This window comes from Escherichia albertii NBRC 107761 = DSM 17582 (assembly GCF_000759775.1).
Taxonomy (GTDB): domain Bacteria; phylum Pseudomonadota; class Gammaproteobacteria; order Enterobacterales; family Enterobacteriaceae; genus Escherichia; species Escherichia albertii.
In genome coordinates this window covers 1-20,366 of sequence record NZ_BBMY01000093.1, presented here as the reverse complement: position 1 = coordinate 20,366, position 20,366 = coordinate 1, and the positions used below count along the sequence as shown (strand labels likewise).

The 20,366-nt window shown below is 49.7% G+C and carries 22 protein-coding genes; 4 read left to right on the top strand and 18 right to left on the bottom strand.

What is annotated here, in order from left to right; all coding sequences use genetic code 11:
• Positions 1-215 precede the first annotated feature (215 nt).
• Positions 216-776, top strand: a complete 561-nt coding sequence (pagP, locus tag EA14781_RS15690; protein ID WP_002430217.1) for a lipid IV(A) palmitoyltransferase PagP — start codon at positions 216-218, stop codon at positions 774-776.
• 174 nt (positions 777-950) lie between these two features.
• Positions 951-1,160, top strand: coding sequence for a transcription antiterminator/RNA stability regulator CspE (gene cspE, locus EA14781_RS15685; protein WP_000034825.1), 210 nt, complete (start codon positions 951-953; stop codon positions 1,158-1,160).
• 53 nt (positions 1,161-1,213) lie between these two features.
• Here cspE and crcB read toward each other — a convergent pair whose 3' ends face one another.
• Positions 1,214-1,597, bottom strand: coding sequence for a fluoride efflux transporter CrcB (gene crcB, locus EA14781_RS15680; protein WP_000939756.1), 384 nt, complete (start codon positions 1,595-1,597; stop codon positions 1,214-1,216).
• A gap of 92 nt (positions 1,598-1,689) precedes the next feature.
• Here crcB and EA14781_RS15675 point away from each other — a divergent pair, with 92 nt between their 5' ends.
• Positions 1,690-2,478: a deaminated glutathione amidase gene (locus EA14781_RS15675; protein WP_002430216.1), complete on the top strand. Its 789-nt coding sequence runs from the start codon at positions 1,690-1,692 to the stop codon at positions 2,476-2,478.
• Between the two features lie 128 nt (positions 2,479-2,606).
• A complete protein-coding gene (gene tatE / locus EA14781_RS15670; RefSeq protein WP_000503930.1) occupies positions 2,607-2,810 on the top strand; it encodes a twin-arginine translocase subunit TatE in 204 nt (67 codons plus the stop codon).
• Between the two features lie 98 nt (positions 2,811-2,908).
• On the opposite strand, the gene lipA is transcribed toward tatE, so the two are convergent.
• The 17 genes from lipA to EA14781_RS15580 form a co-directional block, all read right to left on the bottom strand.
• A complete protein-coding gene (gene lipA / locus EA14781_RS15665) occupies positions 2,909-3,874 on the bottom strand; it encodes a lipoyl synthase (RefSeq protein ID WP_000042623.1) in 966 nt (321 codons plus the stop codon).
• 208 nt (positions 3,875-4,082) lie between these two features.
• On the bottom strand, positions 4,083-5,036 hold the full coding sequence (locus tag EA14781_RS15660; protein ID WP_001063765.1) for a YbeF family transcriptional regulator: 954 nt from the start codon (positions 5,034-5,036) through the stop codon (positions 4,083-4,085).
• Between the two features lie 253 nt (positions 5,037-5,289).
• A complete protein-coding gene (lipB, locus tag EA14781_RS15650; protein WP_000284046.1) occupies positions 5,290-5,931 on the bottom strand; it encodes a lipoyl(octanoyl) transferase LipB in 642 nt (213 codons plus the stop codon).
• 99 nt (positions 5,932-6,030) lie between these two features.
• On the bottom strand, positions 6,031-6,294 hold the full coding sequence (gene ybeD / locus EA14781_RS15645; RefSeq protein ID WP_000850550.1) for a DUF493 family protein YbeD: 264 nt from the start codon (positions 6,292-6,294) through the stop codon (positions 6,031-6,033).
• A gap of 108 nt (positions 6,295-6,402) precedes the next feature.
• Positions 6,403-7,614 (bottom strand): D-alanyl-D-alanine carboxypeptidase DacA, encoded by a 1,212-nt coding sequence (gene dacA, locus EA14781_RS15640; RefSeq protein WP_001092088.1) that lies wholly within the window; start codon positions 7,612-7,614, stop codon positions 6,403-6,405.
• A gap of 139 nt (positions 7,615-7,753) precedes the next feature.
• Positions 7,754-8,842: an endolytic peptidoglycan transglycosylase RlpA gene (rlpA, locus tag EA14781_RS15635; protein WP_001231439.1), complete on the bottom strand. Its 1,089-nt coding sequence runs from the start codon at positions 8,840-8,842 to the stop codon at positions 7,754-7,756.
• Between the two features lie 10 nt (positions 8,843-8,852).
• Positions 8,853-9,965 carry a peptidoglycan glycosyltransferase MrdB gene (gene mrdB / locus EA14781_RS15630; RefSeq protein WP_000131720.1) on the bottom strand — a complete coding sequence of 371 codons (1,113 nt, stop codon included), beginning with the start codon at positions 9,963-9,965 and terminating at the stop codon, positions 8,853-8,855.
• Between the two features lie 2 nt (positions 9,966-9,967).
• Positions 9,968-11,869, bottom strand: a complete 1,902-nt coding sequence (mrdA, locus tag EA14781_RS15625) for a peptidoglycan DD-transpeptidase MrdA (RefSeq protein WP_000776185.1) — start codon at positions 11,867-11,869, stop codon at positions 9,968-9,970.
• Between the two features lie 30 nt (positions 11,870-11,899).
• Positions 11,900-12,367: a 23S rRNA (pseudouridine(1915)-N(3))-methyltransferase RlmH gene (gene rlmH, locus EA14781_RS15620; protein ID WP_000776104.1), complete on the bottom strand. Its 468-nt coding sequence runs from the start codon at positions 12,365-12,367 to the stop codon at positions 11,900-11,902.
• Between the two features lie 3 nt (positions 12,368-12,370).
• Positions 12,371-12,688, bottom strand: coding sequence for a ribosome silencing factor (gene rsfS, locus EA14781_RS15615; RefSeq protein WP_001161664.1), 318 nt, complete (start codon positions 12,686-12,688; stop codon positions 12,371-12,373).
• Between the two features lie 259 nt (positions 12,689-12,947).
• Positions 12,948-13,559, bottom strand: a complete 612-nt coding sequence (locus EA14781_RS15610; RefSeq protein WP_001241905.1) for an adenosylcobalamin/alpha-ribazole phosphatase — start codon at positions 13,557-13,559, stop codon at positions 12,948-12,950.
• A 22-nt stretch (positions 13,560-13,581) separates the two neighbouring features.
• On the bottom strand, positions 13,582-14,223 hold the full coding sequence (nadD, locus tag EA14781_RS15605; protein WP_000838876.1) for a nicotinate-nucleotide adenylyltransferase: 642 nt from the start codon (positions 14,221-14,223) through the stop codon (positions 13,582-13,584).
• A 1-nt stretch (position 14,224) separates the two neighbouring features.
• Entirely contained in the window at positions 14,225-15,256 is a 1,032-nt protein-coding gene (gene holA / locus EA14781_RS15600; RefSeq protein ID WP_000620508.1) for a DNA polymerase III subunit delta, read from the bottom strand.
• The gene (lptE, locus tag EA14781_RS15595) at positions 15,256-15,837 is read right to left on the bottom strand and encodes an LPS assembly lipoprotein LptE (RefSeq protein WP_001269680.1); all 582 of its coding nucleotides are present in this window, start codon (positions 15,835-15,837) and stop codon (positions 15,256-15,258) included. Before lptE ends, holA begins: the two co-directional genes overlap by 1 nt.
• A 14-nt stretch (positions 15,838-15,851) precedes the next feature.
• Positions 15,852-18,434: a leucine--tRNA ligase gene (gene leuS / locus EA14781_RS15590; protein WP_001157888.1), complete on the bottom strand. Its 2,583-nt coding sequence runs from the start codon at positions 18,432-18,434 to the stop codon at positions 15,852-15,854.
• A 127-nt stretch (positions 18,435-18,561) separates the two neighbouring features.
• Complete coding sequence (locus tag EA14781_RS15585; protein ID WP_000415277.1) at positions 18,562-19,572, bottom strand: LacI family DNA-binding transcriptional regulator; 1,011 nt, start codon at positions 19,570-19,572, stop codon at positions 18,562-18,564.
• Between the two features lie 147 nt (positions 19,573-19,719).
• Positions 19,720-20,366: mannitol dehydrogenase family protein (locus EA14781_RS15580; protein ID WP_042335873.1), on the bottom strand; the 647-nt coding region annotated here is incomplete at its 5' end.

The following is a 20,366-nucleotide window of genomic DNA, read 5'->3' as shown; positions in this document are numbered from 1 at the left end:
TTTTTTGTATCAGTGGGTTTTTTAAGTCAAGTTGTTTATTGGCGGGAGATATCGCTTAAATTTCCAGAGTAATCTGATAATATTATCTCTGAATCACCTTGTATAAATATATCAAACATTCGGATTATTCCTTATATTGGGTGCTGTTAAGGTTATGTTTATTTTAGCCAGGCTATGCTAAGAGCGGTTTTTTGATAAATATTTCGTGGTTACTAATGGGCACTAGCAAATATATTCCCGCATTTCTCTTTGTTTTTACTCAATTAGTCGGCGTTGGAGCAGCTTCTGCAGATACACCTCAGTGGTTGTTGACATTTAAAGAGAATGTTGCAGAAACATGGCAGCAGCCACAACATTATGATTTGTATATACCAGCGATCACCTGGCATGCGCGTTTTGCCTACGACAAAGAAAAAATCGAACATTATAACGAGCGGCCGTGGGGCGGTGGGTTTGGTCAGTCCCGGTGGGATGAAAAAGGTAACTGGCACGGCCTGTATGCAATGGCATTTAAGGATTCATGGAATAAATGGGAGCCCATTGCTGGATACGGTTGGGAAAGCACCTGGCGACCACTGGCGGATGAAAATTTTCATGTAGGTCTGGGATTCACCGCAGGTGTGACGGTGCGTGATAACTGGAACTATATACCGATCCCGGTTTTACTGCCGTTGGCTTCTGTAGGGTATGGCCCAGCGACTTTTCAGATGACCTACATACCTGGTACTTACAATAATGGCAATGTGTACTTTGCCTGGATGCGCTTCCAGTTTTGAGACAAATGACTTTTTGAAAAATTCTTAAAAAACAGTAAGTAAAGTAATTAACATCAAAAATAACGCGACTTTTATCACTTTTTAGTAAAGTTGCGCTGGACAAAGCGTACCACAATTGGTGTACTGGTAACCGACACAGCATTTGTGTCTATTTTTCATGTAAAGGTAATTTTGATGTCTAAGATTAAAGGTAACGTTAAGTGGTTTAATGAGTCCAAAGGATTCGGTTTCATTACTCCGGAAGACGGCAGCAAAGACGTGTTCGTACACTTCTCTGCAATCCAGACTAATGGTTTTAAAACTCTTGCTGAAGGTCAGCGCGTAGAGTTCGAAATCACTAACGGTGCCAAAGGCCCTTCTGCTGCAAACGTAATCGCTCTGTAAGATACGTCAGCAAGAATTCAAAACCCGCTTAATCAGCGGGTTTTTTTTGTTCTTCAGTGTGCGGTTGATGCCGAAAACAGCCAAAAAGCCAGCGCCGTCATGGCAAAAGACCCCAGCAGGTTAACGAAGACATTCAATAATGCCCAGCCGAAGCGTCCCTCCTGTAACAAAAACACGACTTCTGCCGAGAATGTTGAGAAGGTCGTTAGCCCTCCGCAAAAACCCGTGGTAATTAACACTTTCCACACTGGATCGATGTTAGTCATGCGGCTGAACCAGGCAAATCCCATTCCGATGATGAATGCGCCAATCAGGTTTGCTGCAAGCGTCCCTAACGGAATAGTCTGATGCAATGGGTTAAACCGCATACTTAACATCCATCTCGCCACGCTTCCCGTACCACCGCCAATAAAAACTGCTAAAAGGAGTTGTAACACTGCAAAATCCTGCTATTTGATTTGTATGAGTGATGAGTGTAACTCTGAATAATCGTCGTTGGCGAATTTTACGACTCTGACGGGAGGTGGCAATGCTGGTTGCTGCAGGACAGTTTGCTGTTACATCTGTATGGGAAAAGAATGCCGGGATTTGCGCTTCGTTAATGGCGCAGGCGGCGGAAAATGACGCCTCGTTATTTGTCCTGCCGGAAGCTTTGCTGGCGCGCGACGATTATGACCCGGATCTTTCGGTTAAATCGGCGCAATTTCTGGAGGGGGAATTTCTTGCATGTTTGCTGTGGGAAAGTAAGCGTAACATGATGACGACCATTTTGACGATTCATGTTCCGTCAACGCCAGGGCGCGCATGGAATATGTTGGTGGCATTGCAGGCAGGAAAAATCGTCGCCCATTATGCCAAGCTTCATCTTTATGATGCGTTCTCAATCCAGGAGTCGCGCCACGTGGATGCCGGGGAAATGGTTGCTCCGTTACTGGAAGTCGAGGGCATGAAAGTGGGACTGATGACCTGTTATGATTTGCGCTTTCCTGAATTAGCGATGGCGCTGGCGTTACAGGGGGCGGAAATCCTGGTGCTTCCGGCAGCCTGGGTTCGTGGGCCGCTCAAAGAACACCACTGGTCAACATTGCTTGCTGCGCGTGCTCTGGATACAACCTGTTATATGGTGGCGGCGGGGGAGTGCGGGAATAAAAATATTGGGCAAAGCCGGATTATCGATCCCTTTGGCATGACTATTGCGGCGGCGGCAGAAATGCCCGCGCTGATTATGGCAGAAGTGACGCCCGAACGAGTTCGTCAGGTTCGCGCGCAACTTCCCGTCTTAAATAACCGACGTTTTGCGCCGCCGCAATTATTATGACGTTTTTTTATTCGGTGCTTGATTCACCTTGTTACAGATTGCTATTGTGTGCGCGCGTCGAATGACCGTTAATATTCTCTGGTCTTTAAGGCGCGTTCTGTTGCCAGTTTTATGTCAAGAAGGTATCTATGGGTGAGATTAGTATTACCAAACTGCTGGTCGTTGCGGCGCTGGTCGTTTTGCTGTTTGGGACTAAGAAGTTACGTACGCTGGGCGGAGACCTTGGAGCGGCCATTAAAGGGTTCAAGAAGGCGATGAATGATGACGATGCTGCGGCGAAAAAAGACGCAGACGTGGATCTTCAGGCTGAGAAGCTCTCTCATAAAGAGTGACGTGGCGAGCAGGACGCTCCCTCATAATCTTGTTCGATAAAAAAACCCGCTCAGATAGCGGGTTTTTTATTGGACAGATGTAAGCAATTGTTACTTGATTATTTTACTTCTATCCCTTTGGCCTGCAAATCGGCATGGTACGAGGAACGGACGAAAGGCCCACATGCAGCATGGGTAAAGCCCATCGCCAGCGCTTCGGCTTTCATTTCGTCGAACTCATCCGGGCTAACGTAACGTTGAACCGGCAGATGATGGCGGCTTGGCTGCAAATATTGCCCCAGCGTTAACATCGTCACACCATGGCGACGCAGGTCGCGCATCACTTCAATAATTTCTTCATTGGTTTCACCCAGACCCACCATCAGACCCGATTTGGTTGGGATCTCTGGATGCGCTTCTTTAAAGCGTTCCAGTAGCTTTAGCGACCAGTTATAGTCGGCGCCTGGACGAACCTGACGGTAGATACGTGGCACGTTTTCCAGATTGTGGTTGAAAACGTCAGGTGGTGTTGCGGTCAGGATATCCAGCGCACGATCCATACGACCACGGAAATCGGGCACCAGAGTTTCAATTTTTATTTCCGGGCTTTTCTCCCGGATGGCAGTAATGCAATCCGCAAAATGCTGGGCGCCGCCATCGCGCAGGTCATCACGGTCAACGGAGGTGATAACAACATAACGCAGTGCCATATCGGCAATGGTTTGCGCCAGTTTCATCGGTTCATTGGCATCAGGAGCTATCGGGCGACCGTGGGCGACGTCACAGAACGGGCAACGGCGAGTACAAATGGCGCCGAGGATCATGAAAGTTGCTGTGCCGTGGTTGAAGCATTCCGCCAGGTTGGGGCAAGAGGCTTCCTCGCAGACAGAATGCAGGCCATTTTTGCGCATTGCGGCTTTGATGCCCTGGATACGTGTAGAGTCCGCTGGAAGCTTGATTTTCATCCATTCCGGCTTGCGCAGCAGTGCTTCGCGCTCTGTTGCTACGTTTTTAACCGGGATAAGGGCCATCTTATCGGCATCGCGGTATTTAACACCGCGTTCCATCACAATGGGTTTACTCATAGCGTGCGTGTTCCAGTTGCGAATTACGAAGGAAAGCGTTTCAATTCAATAGATTGTTGTAATTATCAACTATTTTTGAATTAACGACTGGCAGTATATCATTGAAACAGACCTGAAAGCAGCCAAAGTGGTCGCGAAAATGTAAAATTGTTGTTGGTTTGTGCCATTTTATTGTCCTGTGCTGTGAACTCGATGTAACACTACTTTTTCAAAACGCATTTCGTATTACATCAATAACGCCCTCAAGTATAGGATCGCGCAAGCTGAATTTGTTGTAATGGACTGAGAAATCAATGCGTTCTTCGTTAAGAGCGGGAAAGGGGAGTTTCTCCAGTGGCCAACAGCGACTGAAGAGGGTGAAAAAGCGGCTGGGGATCATCGCTAACATATCACTATTCGCCACCAGCGCCGTAATGGTTAAAATATTGTAACTGGTAAAATTGATTTGTCGCTCAGGAAACATACTTTGTATCCGCTGACGTAGAACGCTGAAATTTTCTCCTTCAGGCAGCAGAAGGATATGCGCGGCCTGTTGGATTTTGCTCATGTCGCCCGTCGCGGTAAGAAGCGGATTTTCCTTTCGGCAAATTAATGTCATCTCATCCGTGAACAGGACATGGTGTTGAATAGCCCGATTTGAATACATCATGTTATCGATAATCAGATCGGTCTGAAACTGACTAAGCTGAAGCTCGGCATCATTAATCGACTGATTACGCAGTAATAGATGTGGATAGCGTGATTTAATCGCCCGGTAGATGGTGGGTAACACCAGCGCGCCGACAGAGGGTGTAGTGGCAATGGTTATTGTGCGCTGTTTATCATAACAGCCGTCAATATCCAGTGCGCCGAGGATGGATTCCAGCCCCTGACTGATATATTCATGCAAATGCATCGCAAAGGCAGTTGGTGCAACGCCCTGGCCTTTACGAATAAACAGCGGATCAGGAAATATAATTCTTAATTTCTGAATAGACTGGCTGATAGCCGAAGGTGTCAGATTAAGTATTTTTGCGGCATTAACGATACCCTTGTGTACATATACGGCCTCAAAAATAGTCAGGAGATTAAGATCGATATTTCTTAATGTTTTAAAAATTTGTGGTTTTCCTTCCGACGCCGTTTCGTTTAAACGAAATTCGTTTGAGTTATTATTATTCACGCACTTACCCCATCTTTATTTATAAATAATTGTAAAGAATACATTTATCATGCTTATTATTTAACTGGAACGCACTTGTTTTGCCATCATTAACCATTTCAATAGGTTAATCAATGGGGTGAGTTACGGAGCAAGGCATGCCAACACGTTTCAGCGAGTGAAGAAGAAAATATACAAAGGATAAGGCGTTGTAAAGTATTAGCGAAATTTATAAGTGATGACCCAGTGTATTTTGGGCCATTTATGAGTTTAATTAAGCAGGGATATATTCTACGGCAGGATTATTTAGCAGGGCTAAAATATTTTTCAGTAAATGTGGCGAAATATTATCAGGCGTTGCGTCGCTCTTCCATTGTGATATTTTAGCCATTTCCATCCCTGCATAACCACAAGGGTTAATACGTAAAAATGGAGAAAGATCCATATTGACGTTTAATGCCAGGCCGTGGAATGAACAGCCGCGACGAATCCGTAAGCCGAGAGAACAAATTTTCTTTTTCCCAACATAGACACCCGGAGCATCGGCACGAGGATGCGCTTTAATATCCAGTTCAGCTAGGGTATTCACCACTGTTTGTTCGAGCAAAGTCACCAGCTCACGTACACCCAGTTTGCGGCGTTTAAGGTTAAACAGAACGTACATCACCTGCTGACCTGGACCGTGATAGGTTACCTGGCCACCGCGATCGCTCTGAATTACCGGAATATCGCCTGGCATTAAAATATGCTCGGCTTTCCCTGCCTGTCCCTGAGTAAATACAGGGTAGTGCTCTACAAGCCAGATCTCATCCAGGGTGTTTTCATCACGAGTATCGGTGAATTCATGCATAGCCTGAGAAACAGGCTCATAGGGTTGAAGGCCGAGCTGGCGGACAAGAATTTTATCCTGATACAAAACGGCGTCTCCGTAGAGAATGAGTAAAAGTGGAGAAAAAGTATATCACAGCGGGGAAAGGGGAGTTACCCGACCAGGGCCGGGTAACGGAGAGGCAAATTACAGAACCATGCGGACGATATCAATTTTGCCCAGTTCTTCGTACAGTGTTTCAACCTGCTCGATATGAGTGGCGTTGATAGTGATAGATACCGAGTGGTAGTTGCCTTTGCTGCTTGGTTTTACCGTTGGGGTGTAGTCACCTGGCGCATGGCGCTGTACCACTTCAACCACCTGATCAACCAGCTCAGGTAACGCCTGCCCCATAACTTTGTAAGTAAAAGGAGTAGGGAATTCAAGCAGTTCGTTAAGTTTGGTTTTCATGTCAGCTCCGGCGTAACGTAATTAAATAGCAACTCCCGCCAGAGGGCGGGAGTTTTTACTGATGCTTAGTATATGGGGACGGAAATCACACTTTCAAGTGTTCGAATTTTAGCCAAACCAGTGATGGAACATTAGCTTGATGTAATCAATGATTTTGCCGAAGAAGTTGCCTTCCGGGATTTCCTGCAATACAACCAGGGGACGTTGTTCGATAGTTTTACCGTCAAGCTGGAAATTGATGGTGCCAACGACCTGATTTTTTTGCAGCGGTGCGTGCAGTTCGCTGCTGTTCAGCACGTAGCTGGCTTTCAGATCTTTCATGCGACCACGTGGAATGGTCAGGTAAACGTCTTTATCTACGCCCAGAGAAGCGCGGTCAGAATTGCCAAACCATACTGGTTCAGAGGCGAACTCTTTGCCGACTTTCAGTGGGTTAACGGTTTCGAAGAAACGGAAGCCCCAGGTTAGCAATTTCTTACTTTCGGTTTCACGACCTTTGAAAGTGCGTCCCCCCATGACCGCAGAGATCAGACGCATCTGACCTTCTGTCGCGGAAGCCACGAGGTTATAACCCGCCTTGTCAGTATGACCGGTTTTGATGCCGTCGACATTCAGGCTGTTGTCCCACAGTAAACCGTTACGGTTTAACTGGCGAATGCCGTTAAAGGTAAACTCTTTTTCCTTATAAATAGCGTATTCGTTGGGAACATCACGAATTAACGCCTGACCGATCAGCGCCATATCACGCGCAGAGCTGTACTGGCCGTCAGCATCCAGACCGTGAACAGTCTGGAAGTGAGTGTTTTTCAATCCCAGTGCATTAACATAACTGTTCATCAGGCCAACAAAAGCGTCCTGGCTACCAGCAGCAAAGTCAGCCATGGCGACGCAAGCATCGTTACCCGATTGCAGGTTGATACCGCGGATCAACTGTGAAACGGGGACTTGCATACCCGGTTTGAGAAACATCAGTGAAGAACCTCTGAACACCGGGTTACCGGTGGCCCAGGCGTCATTACCGATGGTTACTAAATCAGTTTCTTTAAATTTACCCGCTTTCATTGCCTGGCCGATGACGTAACTGGTCATCATTTTGGTCAGGCTTGCAGGATCGCGCCGAACATCCGCATTCTGCTCGGCGAGCACTTTGCCGGAGTTATAGTCGATCAGGATGTAGGACTCAGCGTCGATCTGCGGAACACCCGGGATCATAGTTTTGATATTCAGGTCATCGGCATGTGCAGCAGAGATAAAGGCTGTGCAAAGAGCCGTGGTGAGCGCCAGGCGCTTCATGATACGAGCGGAAAAAATGGTATTCATGGTCTGAACTACGACATCCGTGATGGAATTAAAAAAAGTGCCCTACTATAGCAAATGCACCACCGCCAGGCATCTGACTTTCCGCGTGACTTTGTTAACGTCATTTACAGAAATTGACACTTCAGATGCCTGCTTTACGCTACTGCGCGGTGGTAATAAATGACTGTAATTGGGCTTCGGTTTGTAAACGTTGCTGCAAGGTACTGGCTTCAGCTTTGCTGGCAAACGGGCCAAGTTGAATACGCCAGACCGCGCCGTTTTGGGTCACGCGACCGGGTACGCCAAATTTTTTCCCCAGTTGCTGTTGATATTGCTGTGCTCGCGCCTGATCGCTAACGGCCCCAACTTGCACCATAAAGTTACCGCCGGCGGCTGGCGCGGCAGTCTGCGGGGTTACCATTGCTGGTGTTGTGGCAGGCGTTGTTGTCGGAGCAGTAACAACGGGCTGTGGAGCAGGTGTCGGTTCGCTGCCTTCCAGTACACCAGGCGCTAACCTTGTTGGCGCACCGAGGAAGCCGCTGCTGGTTACCGGCGCTCCGGTCGGATCTTCGCTTTTTAGCGTTGAGTTACTGACCGGAAGAATATCGCCTTGTGGAATCGACGCTGAATTAGCACTGCTGCCGCCGTTTAAGTCAGGAGGCGCAGGCAGAACGTAAGTCTGTTTGGCAACGGTTGTACAGGCCATGCCGGGGCCAGAAAGCGAACCATCCTGCGCGACAATAATCGGATCGATACGGACTTTGGTGTTGTTCGATGTATTCAGACGGTCGGCTGCCGCGCGTGAGAGAGAAATAACGCGATCGTTACCATAGGGGCCGCGATCGTTAATACGAACGACAATCATCCGACCGTTAGCCAGGTTAGTGATTCGCGCGTAGCTGGGGATTGGCAACGTTGGATGTGCCGCCGTCAGTTGAGTCGGATCGAATGCTTCGCCAGAGGCCGTCAGGTTGCTCCCGGGTTCGGCGTCATAAATAGCAGCAAGGCCCGCCTGGCTAAAGCGTGAAGGGGCCTGAACAATTTTGTAGCTTTTGCCATCGCGCTGGTAATCCTGATTTGCCGTCGCGTTTAGTGGTTCGAAACGCGGTTCTGCCCCGCTAATTTCAACGACCGGGCCGTTACATACCGCAGGTTGCGGCACGCTTACCGTCTGTTGCTGACCATCATCGCTTGTACATGCCGCGAGCATTCCTGCCGCGATGCAGATCCCGAGCCACTGCTTACGCATTGCGCACCTCTTACACGCTTTTCGACAACATTTTCCTGTGGGTGTGGATTGACATCACAATCCCAAACCCTGCCATCAGCACAATGAGCGCCGATCCTCCATAACTGACCAGCGGGAGTGGAACCCCTACAACCGGCAGAATACCGCTTACCATACCAATATTTACGAAGACATAAACGAATAATATCAGCATTAAACCGCCAGCCATGACGCGACCAAAGGTGGTTTGCGCTCTGGCGGCAATCCACAATCCGCGCATGATCAGCAGAATATACAGAGCGAGCAGAATTAAAATGCCCACTAATCCCAGTTCTTCCGCTAATACCGCAAAGATAAAGTCGGTATGGCGTTCGGGCAGAAATTCAAGCTGTGACTGGGTGCCGTGCAGCCAGCCTTTGCCGCGTAATCCACCGGAGCCAATGGCAATTTTAGACTGAATAATGTGATAACCCGCACCAAGAGGGTCTGATTCCGGGTCAAGCAGCATCATCACGCGCTGGCGCTGATAATCATGCATCAGGAAGAACCACAGAATGGGGATAAATGCTGCTACCAGCACCACCGCAACGCCAATCAAACGCCAGCTTAGACCGGAGAGAAAGAGGACAAACAGACCGGAAAGCGCGACGAGGATTGATGTGCCCAGGTCAGGCTGAGCAGCTACCAGCAACGTAGGCATGAAAATCAGCACCAGTGCGATAGCTGTATTCTTCAGTGACGGAGGGCAAACGTCGCGATTGATAAAACGTGCCACCATCAGCGGCACGGCTATCTTGGCGATTTCAGAGGGTTGAAAACGAACGATACCGAGATCTAACCAACGTTGAGCGCCTTTAGAGATGGCGCCGAAGGCATCTACCGCCACCAGCAAAATAATACAAAGGATGTAGAGATAGGGCGCCCAACCTTCATAAACGCGCGGCGGAATTTGCGCCATAACAACCATAATCACCAGACCCATTGCGATCTGGCCGATTTTACGCTCCATCATGCCAATGTCCTGACCGCTGGCGCTCCAGATAACCAGGGCGCTGTAGACCAGCAATGCCAGTAAGATAAGCAGCATGGTGGGATCAAGATGGACTTTATCCCAGAATGTTTTTTTATTCGGATTATCCGTCATGATTAGTGGTCCTCCGCTGCCGCAACAGCCGGGTTTTCCGCAGGCAAATCGGTGTTGTTATCGCCAAGCATAATGTGGTCAAGGATCTGGCGCATCAGCGTGCCGACTGCCGGGCCCGCACCGCCGTTTTCCAGAATCATGGCGACAGCCACCTGTGGATTGTTATACGGCGCAAATGCGGTCATCAGTTTGTGGTCGCGCAGGCGTTCGGCAATTTTGTGCGCATTATAGGTTTCGTTCGCTTTCAGGCCGAAAACCTGAGCAGTACCGGACTTCGCTGCAATTTTGTACGGTGCGCTGGCAAAATATTTATGTGCTGTACCGTTAGGGCGGTTAGCAACACCATACATACCGTCTTTTGCCAGCTCCCAGTAACCAGAATGGATATCGCCTACCGGCGGTTCGTGTGGTTGTACCCACGGTATTTGTTTACCGTTTTCTGCGGTGCTCTTCAGCAAATGTGGAACTTTCACGATACCGTCATTAATCAGGATCATCAGTGCCTTACTCATCTGGATAGGGGTCGCCGTCCAGTAACCCTGACCGATACCGACCGGAATGGTATCCCCCTGATACCACGGTTTTTTAAAGCGTTTTAGTTTCCATTCGCGAGTCGGCATGTTACCGGAACGCTCTTCTGCCAGATCGATACCGGTGTAATGGCCATAACCAAATTTACCCATCCATTCGGAAAGACGATCGATGCCCATATCGTAGGCCACCTGATAGAAGAAGGTGTCCGCCGATTCTTCCAGCGATTTCGTGACATTCAGGCGACCGTGACCCCATTTTTTCCAGTCGCGATAGTGTTTTTCCGATCCCGGTAACTGCCACCAGCCGGGGTCAAACAGAGTGGTGTTGCGCGTGATGACTCCTGCGCTCAATGCAGAAACGGCAACATACGGTTTAACCGTCGATGCTGGTGGATAAACCCCTTGTGTGGCGCGGTTTACCAGAGGCGTATTTGGGTCGTTCAGCAGTGCGGAATAGTCTTTGCTGGAGATACCATCGACAAATAAGTTGGGGTCATAACTTGGCGTGGAAACCAGTGCCAGCACGCCGCCTGTGCGCGGATCGGTGACCACCACTGCCGCGCGACTACCCGCCAGTAGTGTTTCAATATATTGTTGAAGCTTGAGATCCAGTGTCAGGTAAATATCGTGTCCGGCCTGCGGTGGCACTTCTTTTAACTGGCGGATAACACGCCCACGGTTGTTAACTTCAACTTCTTCATAACCGGTCTGACCGTGCAGCACGTCTTCATAGTAACGCTCAATCCCCAGCTTACCGATATCATGTGTTGCTGCATAGTTGGCCAGTTTACCGTCATTATTCAGGCGTTCGACGTCTTTATCGTTGATTTTCGACACATAGCCGATGACGTGCGTCAGCGCTGAACCATAGGGATAGTAACGACGTTTATAGCCCTTAACTTCGACACCCGGAAAACGGTACTGATTGACGGCAAATCGCGCCACTTGTACTTCGGTCAGGTTAGTTTTCACCGGAATAGAGGTGAAACGGTGTGAACGCGCGCGCTCTTTTCGGAATGCAGCAATATCGTCATCGGTCAAATCGACCACGCTACGCAGGGCATCCAGCGTTTGCTGCACGTTGTCGACTTTCTCCGGCATCATCTCTATCTGGTAGATAGTGCGGTTGAGCGCCAGAGGAATACCGTTACGGTCATAGATAATGCCGCGACTGGGCGCGATGGGCACCAGCTTAATGCGGTTTTCGTTAGAACGGGTCTGGTAATCGGTAAAACGAACAATTTGCAGATTATACAAGTTGGCGATGAGCACGCCGGTTAGCAGCAAAATCCCCAAAAAGGCGACCAGCGCCCGGCGCACAAACAGCGCGGACTCTGCCGTATAGTCGCGAAAAGAGTTCTGTAGTTTCATCCGCTGCGTTTTCTACTCAAAGCTCCTTTATCACTCACGGTGATAAGGATGGTTGGTGGTGATGCTCCACGCCCGGTACAGACTCTCTGCAACCAGCACGCGAACCAACGGATGGGGAAGGGTAAGCGCCGACAGCGACCAGCTTTGTTCCGCTGCCGCTTTGCAGGCAGGCGACAACCCTTCCGGCCCGCCAATCAGCAGACTGACGTCGCGACCATCGAGCTTCCAGCGTTCCAGTTCAGCGGCTAACTGCGGCGTATCCCAAGGCTTGCCTGGAATATCGAGGGTGACAATGCGGTTTTTGCCTGCGGCAGCCAGCATCTGCTCACCCTCTTTGTCGAGTATGCGCTTGATGTCCGCGTTCTTGCCGCGTTTTCCGGCCGGAATTTCAATCAACTCAAAAGGCATATCTTTCGGAAAACGACGCAGGTACTCGGTAAAACCGGTTTGTACCCAGTCCGGCATTTTCGTTCCCACGGCGACAAGTTGCAGCTTCACGCATTAACTCCAGAGTTTTTCCAGCTCATACAGGCGACGGCTCTCTTCCTGCATAACATGGACAATCACATCGCCCAGATCGACGACAATCCAGTCGGCGCTGTTTTCACCTTCTACGCCGAGCGGCAACAGCCCCGCTGCACGAGACTCCTGAACCACATGATCAGCAATAGACATCACATGACGGCTGGATGTCCCCGTACAGATAATCATGCAATCAGTGATACTGGATTTACCCTGAACGTCTAAGGCGATGATGTCCTGACCTTTGAGGTCATCAATTTTGTCAATAACAAAATCCTGGAGTGCTTTACCCTGCAAGTTTTCCCCCTGGGTGAATCAAAAAGATAAAAATGGTCTGTCAGTATACCTGAACCAGAGGCAATTTCGGGACAATTGTCGCCGAATCGGCTGTTGAAAGTGGGCTATCATCCCATCCCACGCCGCAGATTGCATCGCCATTTTTGTAAAACAATTTCTACAACGTCATGCGTAACGGAAAAAGTCCGGCTGCGGAGAATATCAGCCTGTCCGGGGCTGTCAATGGTCGTTGCGGCTCACCCGTAAAAAAACAGAAAAGTCATTCATCGGCGCGCCAGATGGCTCGGTTATTGAGGACGCGTAGAGTAGCGAATGCATCATTGATATCAATGGCGCTCCAGCATCCCTGGTCGACACGAAAATGCCACATCGCCTCGGCTGGCATGCCCAGTAAACGGGCAATTAACAGACTCAGCACTCCCTGATGACTGACGACCAATATATTCCGGTATTGCTGATATTCACTAAGCGCGGTGATAAAACGTTCCACTCGTTGCGCAAACGACTGAAAACTTTCACCGTTAGTTGGGGCCGCATGCAGCCAGTCATTGCACCAGGCGTTATAATTTTCGGAATCTTCTTGCATGAGCTCGCGATGGTGCCGCATTTCCCAGTCGCCAAAAAACATTTCGTTGAGTTCAGGAATGGTTTGTACGCAGAGCTGACGGGAATCAAGAACCAGCCGCGCGGTATGTTGCGCGCGCTCCAGTCCACTGCACAAAACGGTATCAAAGGGAACATTTCGCAGTAGAGTATGCAGGTTTTTCGCTTGCTCAATGCCGCGTGCCGTCAGTGGTGTTGGTGCATGACCACTGTACAGACTATCGACATTCGCTTGCGTTTCGCCGTGACGAATTAACCACAGTCGCATTGTTCTCTCCGCCTCGCTCGATTCAGCGATATAAACCTTGCTGGTTGATATAAGTCAGCACTGATTCAGGCAACAGCTCTTCACACGGTTCGCCTTTTTCCAGACGTTCGCGGATGACTGTTGCTGAAATGTTAAACCATGGCGTTTCGGCGAGATAAATTTTCCCCGCAGGATGAAGATGCAACTCTTCCGGGTTGTGCGTTAAATGATCTTCCAGCCACTGCTGGTACTGCGGTTGTGCCATTTCAAGCGGATAACCAGGACGCCGACAGACAATCAAATGTGCATTGTCGAGAATCGTTTCGTATTCGTACCAGGTCGGAAATGTCAGCAGAGAGTCCTGACCAATAATAAACGCCAGCGGCGCATCGGGCCCCTGTTCCTGTCGCCATTCTTTTAACGTTTGTGCTGTGTACGACGGGGCATTACGTTTTAATTCCCGTTCATCAAGGGTAAACAGCGGTTTGTCGGCAATAGCCAGTTCAAGCATGTGCTTTCGCTGCGCACTGTTCGCTTCCGGTTGCGGCCGATGTGGAGGGACGTTGTTGGGGATAATCGTTACCCGCGTCAGACCAATCAGATTCGCCAGAGTTTCTACGGGTTTAAGATGACCATAGTGCACCGGATCGAAGGTGCCGCCAAACAGAGCCTGTAAAGATTTCATATCAACCGTCGATAAAAACGTCTGCCAGTGGTTTATGGCATAACAGGAGGGATAGTCCTTCCAGCTCTGCCCACACCGACTGACCGTAATCTTGTTTGAGGGTGAGTTCCGTTCGTGTCAGGAGTTGCACGGCCTGACGTAACTGCGGCTGACTTAAGCGATTTAACGCTTCACCGATCATGCCCCGGCGGTTCTGCCAAACGCGATGTTTATCAAACAATGTGCGTAATGGTGTATGGGCAGACTGGCGTTTCAGGTTAACCAACAGCAGCAGTTCACGTTGTAACGTGCGCAATAAAATAATCGGTTCGCTACCTTCCAGACGCAGTTGCTGAATAATATGCAACGCGCGCTTACTTTTGCCCATTAACAAAGCATCAACCCAATGAAAAGGGGTGAAATGTGCAGCATCATTCACCGCTTGCTCAACGCGCGGGAGCGTCAGTTTGCCGTCTGGCCAGAGTAGAGATAAACGCTCCAGCGCCTGTGCCAGCGCCAACAGATTACCTTCATAGCAGTAGCAGAGCACCTGATTCGCGGCATCATCCAGCTCTAAGTTGAGCTGTTTTGCCCGGGCTGCAACCCAACGAGGAAGTTGGGCTTGCTCTGGTGTCTGACAGGTCACCTGTACGCTACGATTGACAAGCGCGGTGAACCAGGCGGCGTTTTCCTGCGTTTTACTCAATTTATTACCGCGCACGATCAACAGAAGATCGTCATGCAGCAGTCCGGTAAGCGTGAGAAGTTGTTCATTGATCGCCGCATTTGGCCCATTTTCCGGTAATAACAGCAACAGGGTTTGTCGACTGGCGAACAAGCTCATGGCCTGGCATAGCGAAAAAATCGCATTCCAGTCGGTGTTGGGATCAATGGTAAAAGTGTGGTGCTCTTCGAATCCTTGTGCGGCGGCAACCTGACGTATAGCGTCTTGGCTTTCCTGCAGTAACAGGGGATCGTTACCAAGAAGAAGGTACGCCGCGCGCAGCCCTTCATTGAGCTGTGCGCGGAGTTGTTCTGGGTACAACCGAATCATCAGTTACCCAGTGTGGTGGAGACGCGCGCAGGCGTTGCTGTGGTATCAGTTTCCGTTGTTGATGTCTCTTCGTCGGAACGGATATCTGCAGCACGGATGCTTGGCAGCTTACGAATTAGCTGTTCGGCGGCACGGTCATACATCTCTTTAACGATCATGTCCTGCTCGTTATCTTTCGCCAACGCCATTTGTGGGTTATCGAAGAACGAACGGAAGACTTTGGCGCTAATCGGATAGATATCACGACCAGGGATCAGCACCGTCGCATTGACCGTCATGATCATCTGATACTCTGCCGTTTGACCGTTACGGAATACCGAGGCGGTATCTTTCGCGATGCTCACTTTGCCCAGACGCAGCGATGGTACATCTTTACGCATGGTGCTTTTATCGAGCAGCTCAACGCCATTCAGGCGTAACTGATTACGCACTGCACGGCTTAATGGCCCGTTCGGGTCGCCAGAGTCCAGGATCATGACCTTCATAGTGGAAGGAACCTGCGTGGTATCACGCAGATGCCAGCCACACCCGGCGGTGATTAACACCGCCAGAGATAACAACAATGTTGCCAGATATCGCACGCTTCCTCCCGCGCTTAGCCAACGACCAGATTGAGGAGTTTACCCGGTACGTAAATCACTTTACGCACGGTAACGCCATCAAGATATTTTGCTACCAGATGTTCCTGGCCAGCACGTTCGCGAACCTGTTCTTCCGTTGCATCTACCGGAACGGTGATTTTGGCGCGGACTTTGCCGTTAACCTGCACCACCACCAGCGTGGAGTCTTCGATCATCGCTTTCTCGTCTGCAACCGGCCACGGTGCGTTATCGATATCGCCTTCGCCTTTCAACTCCTGCCACAGCGTGAAGCAGATGTGCGGCGTGAACGGGTTAAGCATACGGACAACCGCCAGCAGCGCTTCCTGCATCAGTGCGCGATCTTGCTCACTATCGGTCGGTGCTTTCGCCAGTTTGTTCATCAGCTCCATAATCGCCGCAATTGCGGTGTTGAAGGTCTGACGGCGGCCGATATCATCGGTCACTTTAGCGATTGTTTTATGCACATCGCGACGCAGGGCTTTCTGATCTTCCGTCAGTGCATCAACGTTCAGCGCCGGAGCATCACCTTTCGTTGTGTGCTCGTAAACCAGTTTCCAGACACGTTTCAGGAAGCGGTTAGCCCCTTCAACGCCAGACTCCTGCCATTCAAGAGTCATATCTGCCGGAGACGCGAACATCATGAACAGACGAACGGTGTCCGCGCCGTAGCGTTCAACCATTTCCTGCGGGTCGATACCGTTGTTCTTCGACTTGGACATTTTGCTCATGCCGGTATACACCAGCTCATGGCCTGCCGCGTCTTTCGCTTTCACGATACGACCTTTCTCGTCGCGCTCAACGATAGCGTCTTTCGGCGATACCCAGTTACGCTCGCCGTTTTCGCCAACGTAGTAGAAGGCATCTGCCAGCACCATACCCTGACACAGCAACTGTTTCGCGGGTTCATCAGAGTTCACCATACCCGCATCGCGCATCAGTTTGTGGAAGAAGCGGAAGTAGAGCAGGTGCATGATGGCGTGTTCAATACCACCAATATAGATATCAACCGGCAGCCAGTAGTTAGCCGCGTCGGAATCCAGCATTCCTTCTTTGTACTCTGGACAAGTGTAGCGTGCATAGTACCAGGAGGATTCCATAAAGGTGTCAAAAGTGTCGGTTTCACGCAGTGCCGGCATTCCGTTAACGGTGGTTTTCGCCCACTCTGGATCTGCTTTAATCGGGCTGGTAATGCCGTCCATCACCACGTCTTCTGGCAGAATCACCGGCAACTGGTCGTCAGGAGTCGGCATTACAGTACCGTCTTCCAGCGTCACCATCGGAATCGGCGCGCCCCAGTAACGCTGACGGGATACGCCCCAGTCGCGCAGGCGGTAGTTCACTTTACGCTCGCCAACGCCCATTGCAGTCAGTTTGTCGGCAATGGCGTTAAAGGCCGCCTCATGGTCAAGACCGTTGAACTCGCCAGAGTTGAACAGCACGCCTTTTTCAGTCAGTGCCTGCTGGGAGAGATCTGGTTCAGAACCGTCAGCCGCTAGGATAACCGGTTTGATGTTCAGGCCGTATTTAGAGGCAAATTCGTAGTCACGCTGGTCGTGACCCGGAACCGCCATGACTGCGCCGGTGCCATATTCCATCAATACGAAGTTTGCTGCCCAAACCGGAATTTCTTCGCCGGTTAATGGGTGAACAGCTTTAAAGCCCGTATCGACGCCTTTTTTCTCCATCGTCGCCATTTCTGCTTCGGCAACTTTGGTGTTACGGCATTCGTCAATAAAGGCCGCCAGTTCAGGATTATTTTCCGCCGCTTTCTGCGCCAGTGGGTGACCTGCCGCTACCGCCAGATAAGTACAGCCCATAAAGGTGTCCGGGCGGGTCGTATAAACGGTCAGCGTGTTGTCATAGTCGTTAACGTTGAAAGTGATTTCCACACCTTCGGAACGACCAATCCAGTTACGCTGCATGGTTTTTACGGTGTCTGGCCAGTGATCCAGTTTATCCAGATCGTTGAGCAGCTCGTCAGCGTAAGCGGTGATTTTGATAAACCACTGTGGGATCTCTTTACGTTCAACTTTGGTATCGCAGCGCCAGCAGCAGCCGTCGATAACCTGCTCGTTCGCCAGTACGGTCTGGTCGTTAGGGCACCAGTTGACCGCAGAAGTCTTCTTATACACCAGACCTTTTTTATACAGTTCGGTGAAGAACTTCTGTTCCCAACGGTAGTATTCCGGCGTACAGGTTGCCAGCTCGCGGCTCCAGTCATAACCAAAGCCCAGCATTTTGAGCTGGTTTTTCATATACGCGATATTGTCATACGTCCACGGTGCTGGCGCGGTGTTGTTTTTCACCGCTGCGCCTTCCGCAGGCAGACCAAATGCGTCCCAGCCGATTGGCTGAAGAACGTTTTTGCCCAGCATGCGCTGGTAGCGGGCGATCACGTCACCGATGGTGTAGTTGCGAACGTGGCCCATGTGTAGTCGACCAGAAGGATAGGGAAGCATAGACAGGCAGTAATACTTCTCTTTGCTCTCGTCTTCGGTTACTTCAAATGTGCGCTTCTCATCCCAGTGAAGCTGTACTTTGGATTCTATCTCTTCCGGGCGGTATTGCTCTTGCATGGCAGCCAGTGGTCCTGTTTTCAATACGGCTACAAATGTAGCGCTAGAGGTGGTTTTTCAGATCCGCATAGCATAGCCCAAACGTCCGCGCCAAAACAGCCTTTCGCAGGACATTAAATCAAATCCTTCAAGCCATTTGGGTTGAGTGACGCCAGTGAATATGGGCATGAAGCAGCGTTGTAGTGGGTGGTGATAGCCTATTTTCCAGACGTTCAAGGAGACGAGAGACGATTTGGTTCGTCAGTTCCGTAATTTGTACTTCCGCAGTGGTTAATGACGGAAGCCAGCCTTCAGCATCACTAAGGCCATCAAATCCAGTGACGGCAATTTCAGCTCCGACTTTTTTACCGGCAAATTGCAGGGCATTCATCGCACCAAATGCCACGATATCCTGATAACAAACCAGGGCAGTCACTGCGCTGTCTTGCTGTAGTAACTGGGTAGTCGTTGAGGCGCCAGCAGTCATGCTGGATGCACATTCCAGAATCCGTGACTCTTTCCATTTGATGCCGGAATCGTTGTGTGCGTCTTTCCACCCCTGAAGCCGCTGATGGCGAAGGCGAGAGTGCTGGCGTCCGCCAATAAAAGCAATGTGTTGGTGACCATCATCAATTAACTGCTTTGTCAGATCCCAGGCCGCCTGATAATTATCGATACCAATATAATCATTATTGTTATTTCTGACGGGCCGTAAAAAGGTAATCGTTGGGCTTGCTTTGCACCAGTCGTCGAGATGTTGTGCGGTGGTATCCCAGGTCGGACAAAGAAGCACAGCTATTGCATTATGCCTTTTCATTAAATGCAGATAGCTTTGTTGGTTTTCGAGATTTTCATCAGAACACGCAAGGATAGTTGCATAGCCTAATGTGGCAAGCTGCCGGGTAATTTTAGAAATTAATTCGGTATAATAAGGATTACTAAGATCGTGGATCACTAACCCAATTATATTGGATTTATTACTGCGTAATGTGGCTGCGTTTTCATTATAAGTGTAATTCAGTTTTTTTATGGCCTCGAGAACGCGTTGGCGGGTTTTGGCTGAAACTTTACCTTCCCGATTGCTGAGCACATTGGAAACGGTGGCCGAAGAGACCTTTGCTAGTGCGGCAACATCTGACACTGTGGCACGTTTTTCCATGCTGCTACTCCGCTAAAATACCCACAAAGGCGCCGAGCGATGAAAATTCATTAGCACGGCGCACAAACAAGGGGGAAACGGTAGCAAAGCCGATAAAATTACGTCAAGGGCATTTTAGCGCTTCTCAGAAGACTATGCTTACGATATTTACGCGGGCTCTTCCTGTTCCAGACGCTCAACAATTTCTGCAACATTGAGACTCGCAAGTGCCTGCTGTCGCGCTAGCTGCGGTTCTGATTGCGCATTTGCCCAGCCATTAATTAGCACATTTAGAAATGAGATCGCAGGCTGAATATCAACCCCACGCTGCTGTAATACCGTCAGAGGATAAATAAACCTTTCTGTAGGGCCGATTTTTTGCAGGAAATTTCGTGCGACGCTCTCCAGTGAACGTTTTATATGCGGATTACATAAGCGCAGGCGATGTTTTTCTGCCATCTTTTCGAGATAGTTCGCGTCAAGATGACATTCCTGGCATAAATAGAGTTTCATTAGTTGCATGTAGTTGTCCATCGCCAGACGAATTTCCTCGCTTTCTGCCGCCTGATATAAATATTGTTTTCCTGCCGCTAATCCCAGAAAACTAATACCGTCAGCATAGGTATTCACCAGAATTCGTTTTTCCTGAAATCGTAGGGTAATATTTTCAACCTGTTCAAATTTTTGCACTGTTGTCGCACCCTCCAGCTTCTGGATGCAGACAGTACCCCAGGACTCCGCTTCAATCAGCGTCGACGCAGGCCAGCAGGAAGAACAAATACGATCGACCATGCAATCAGGCAACCGCCAGCCGT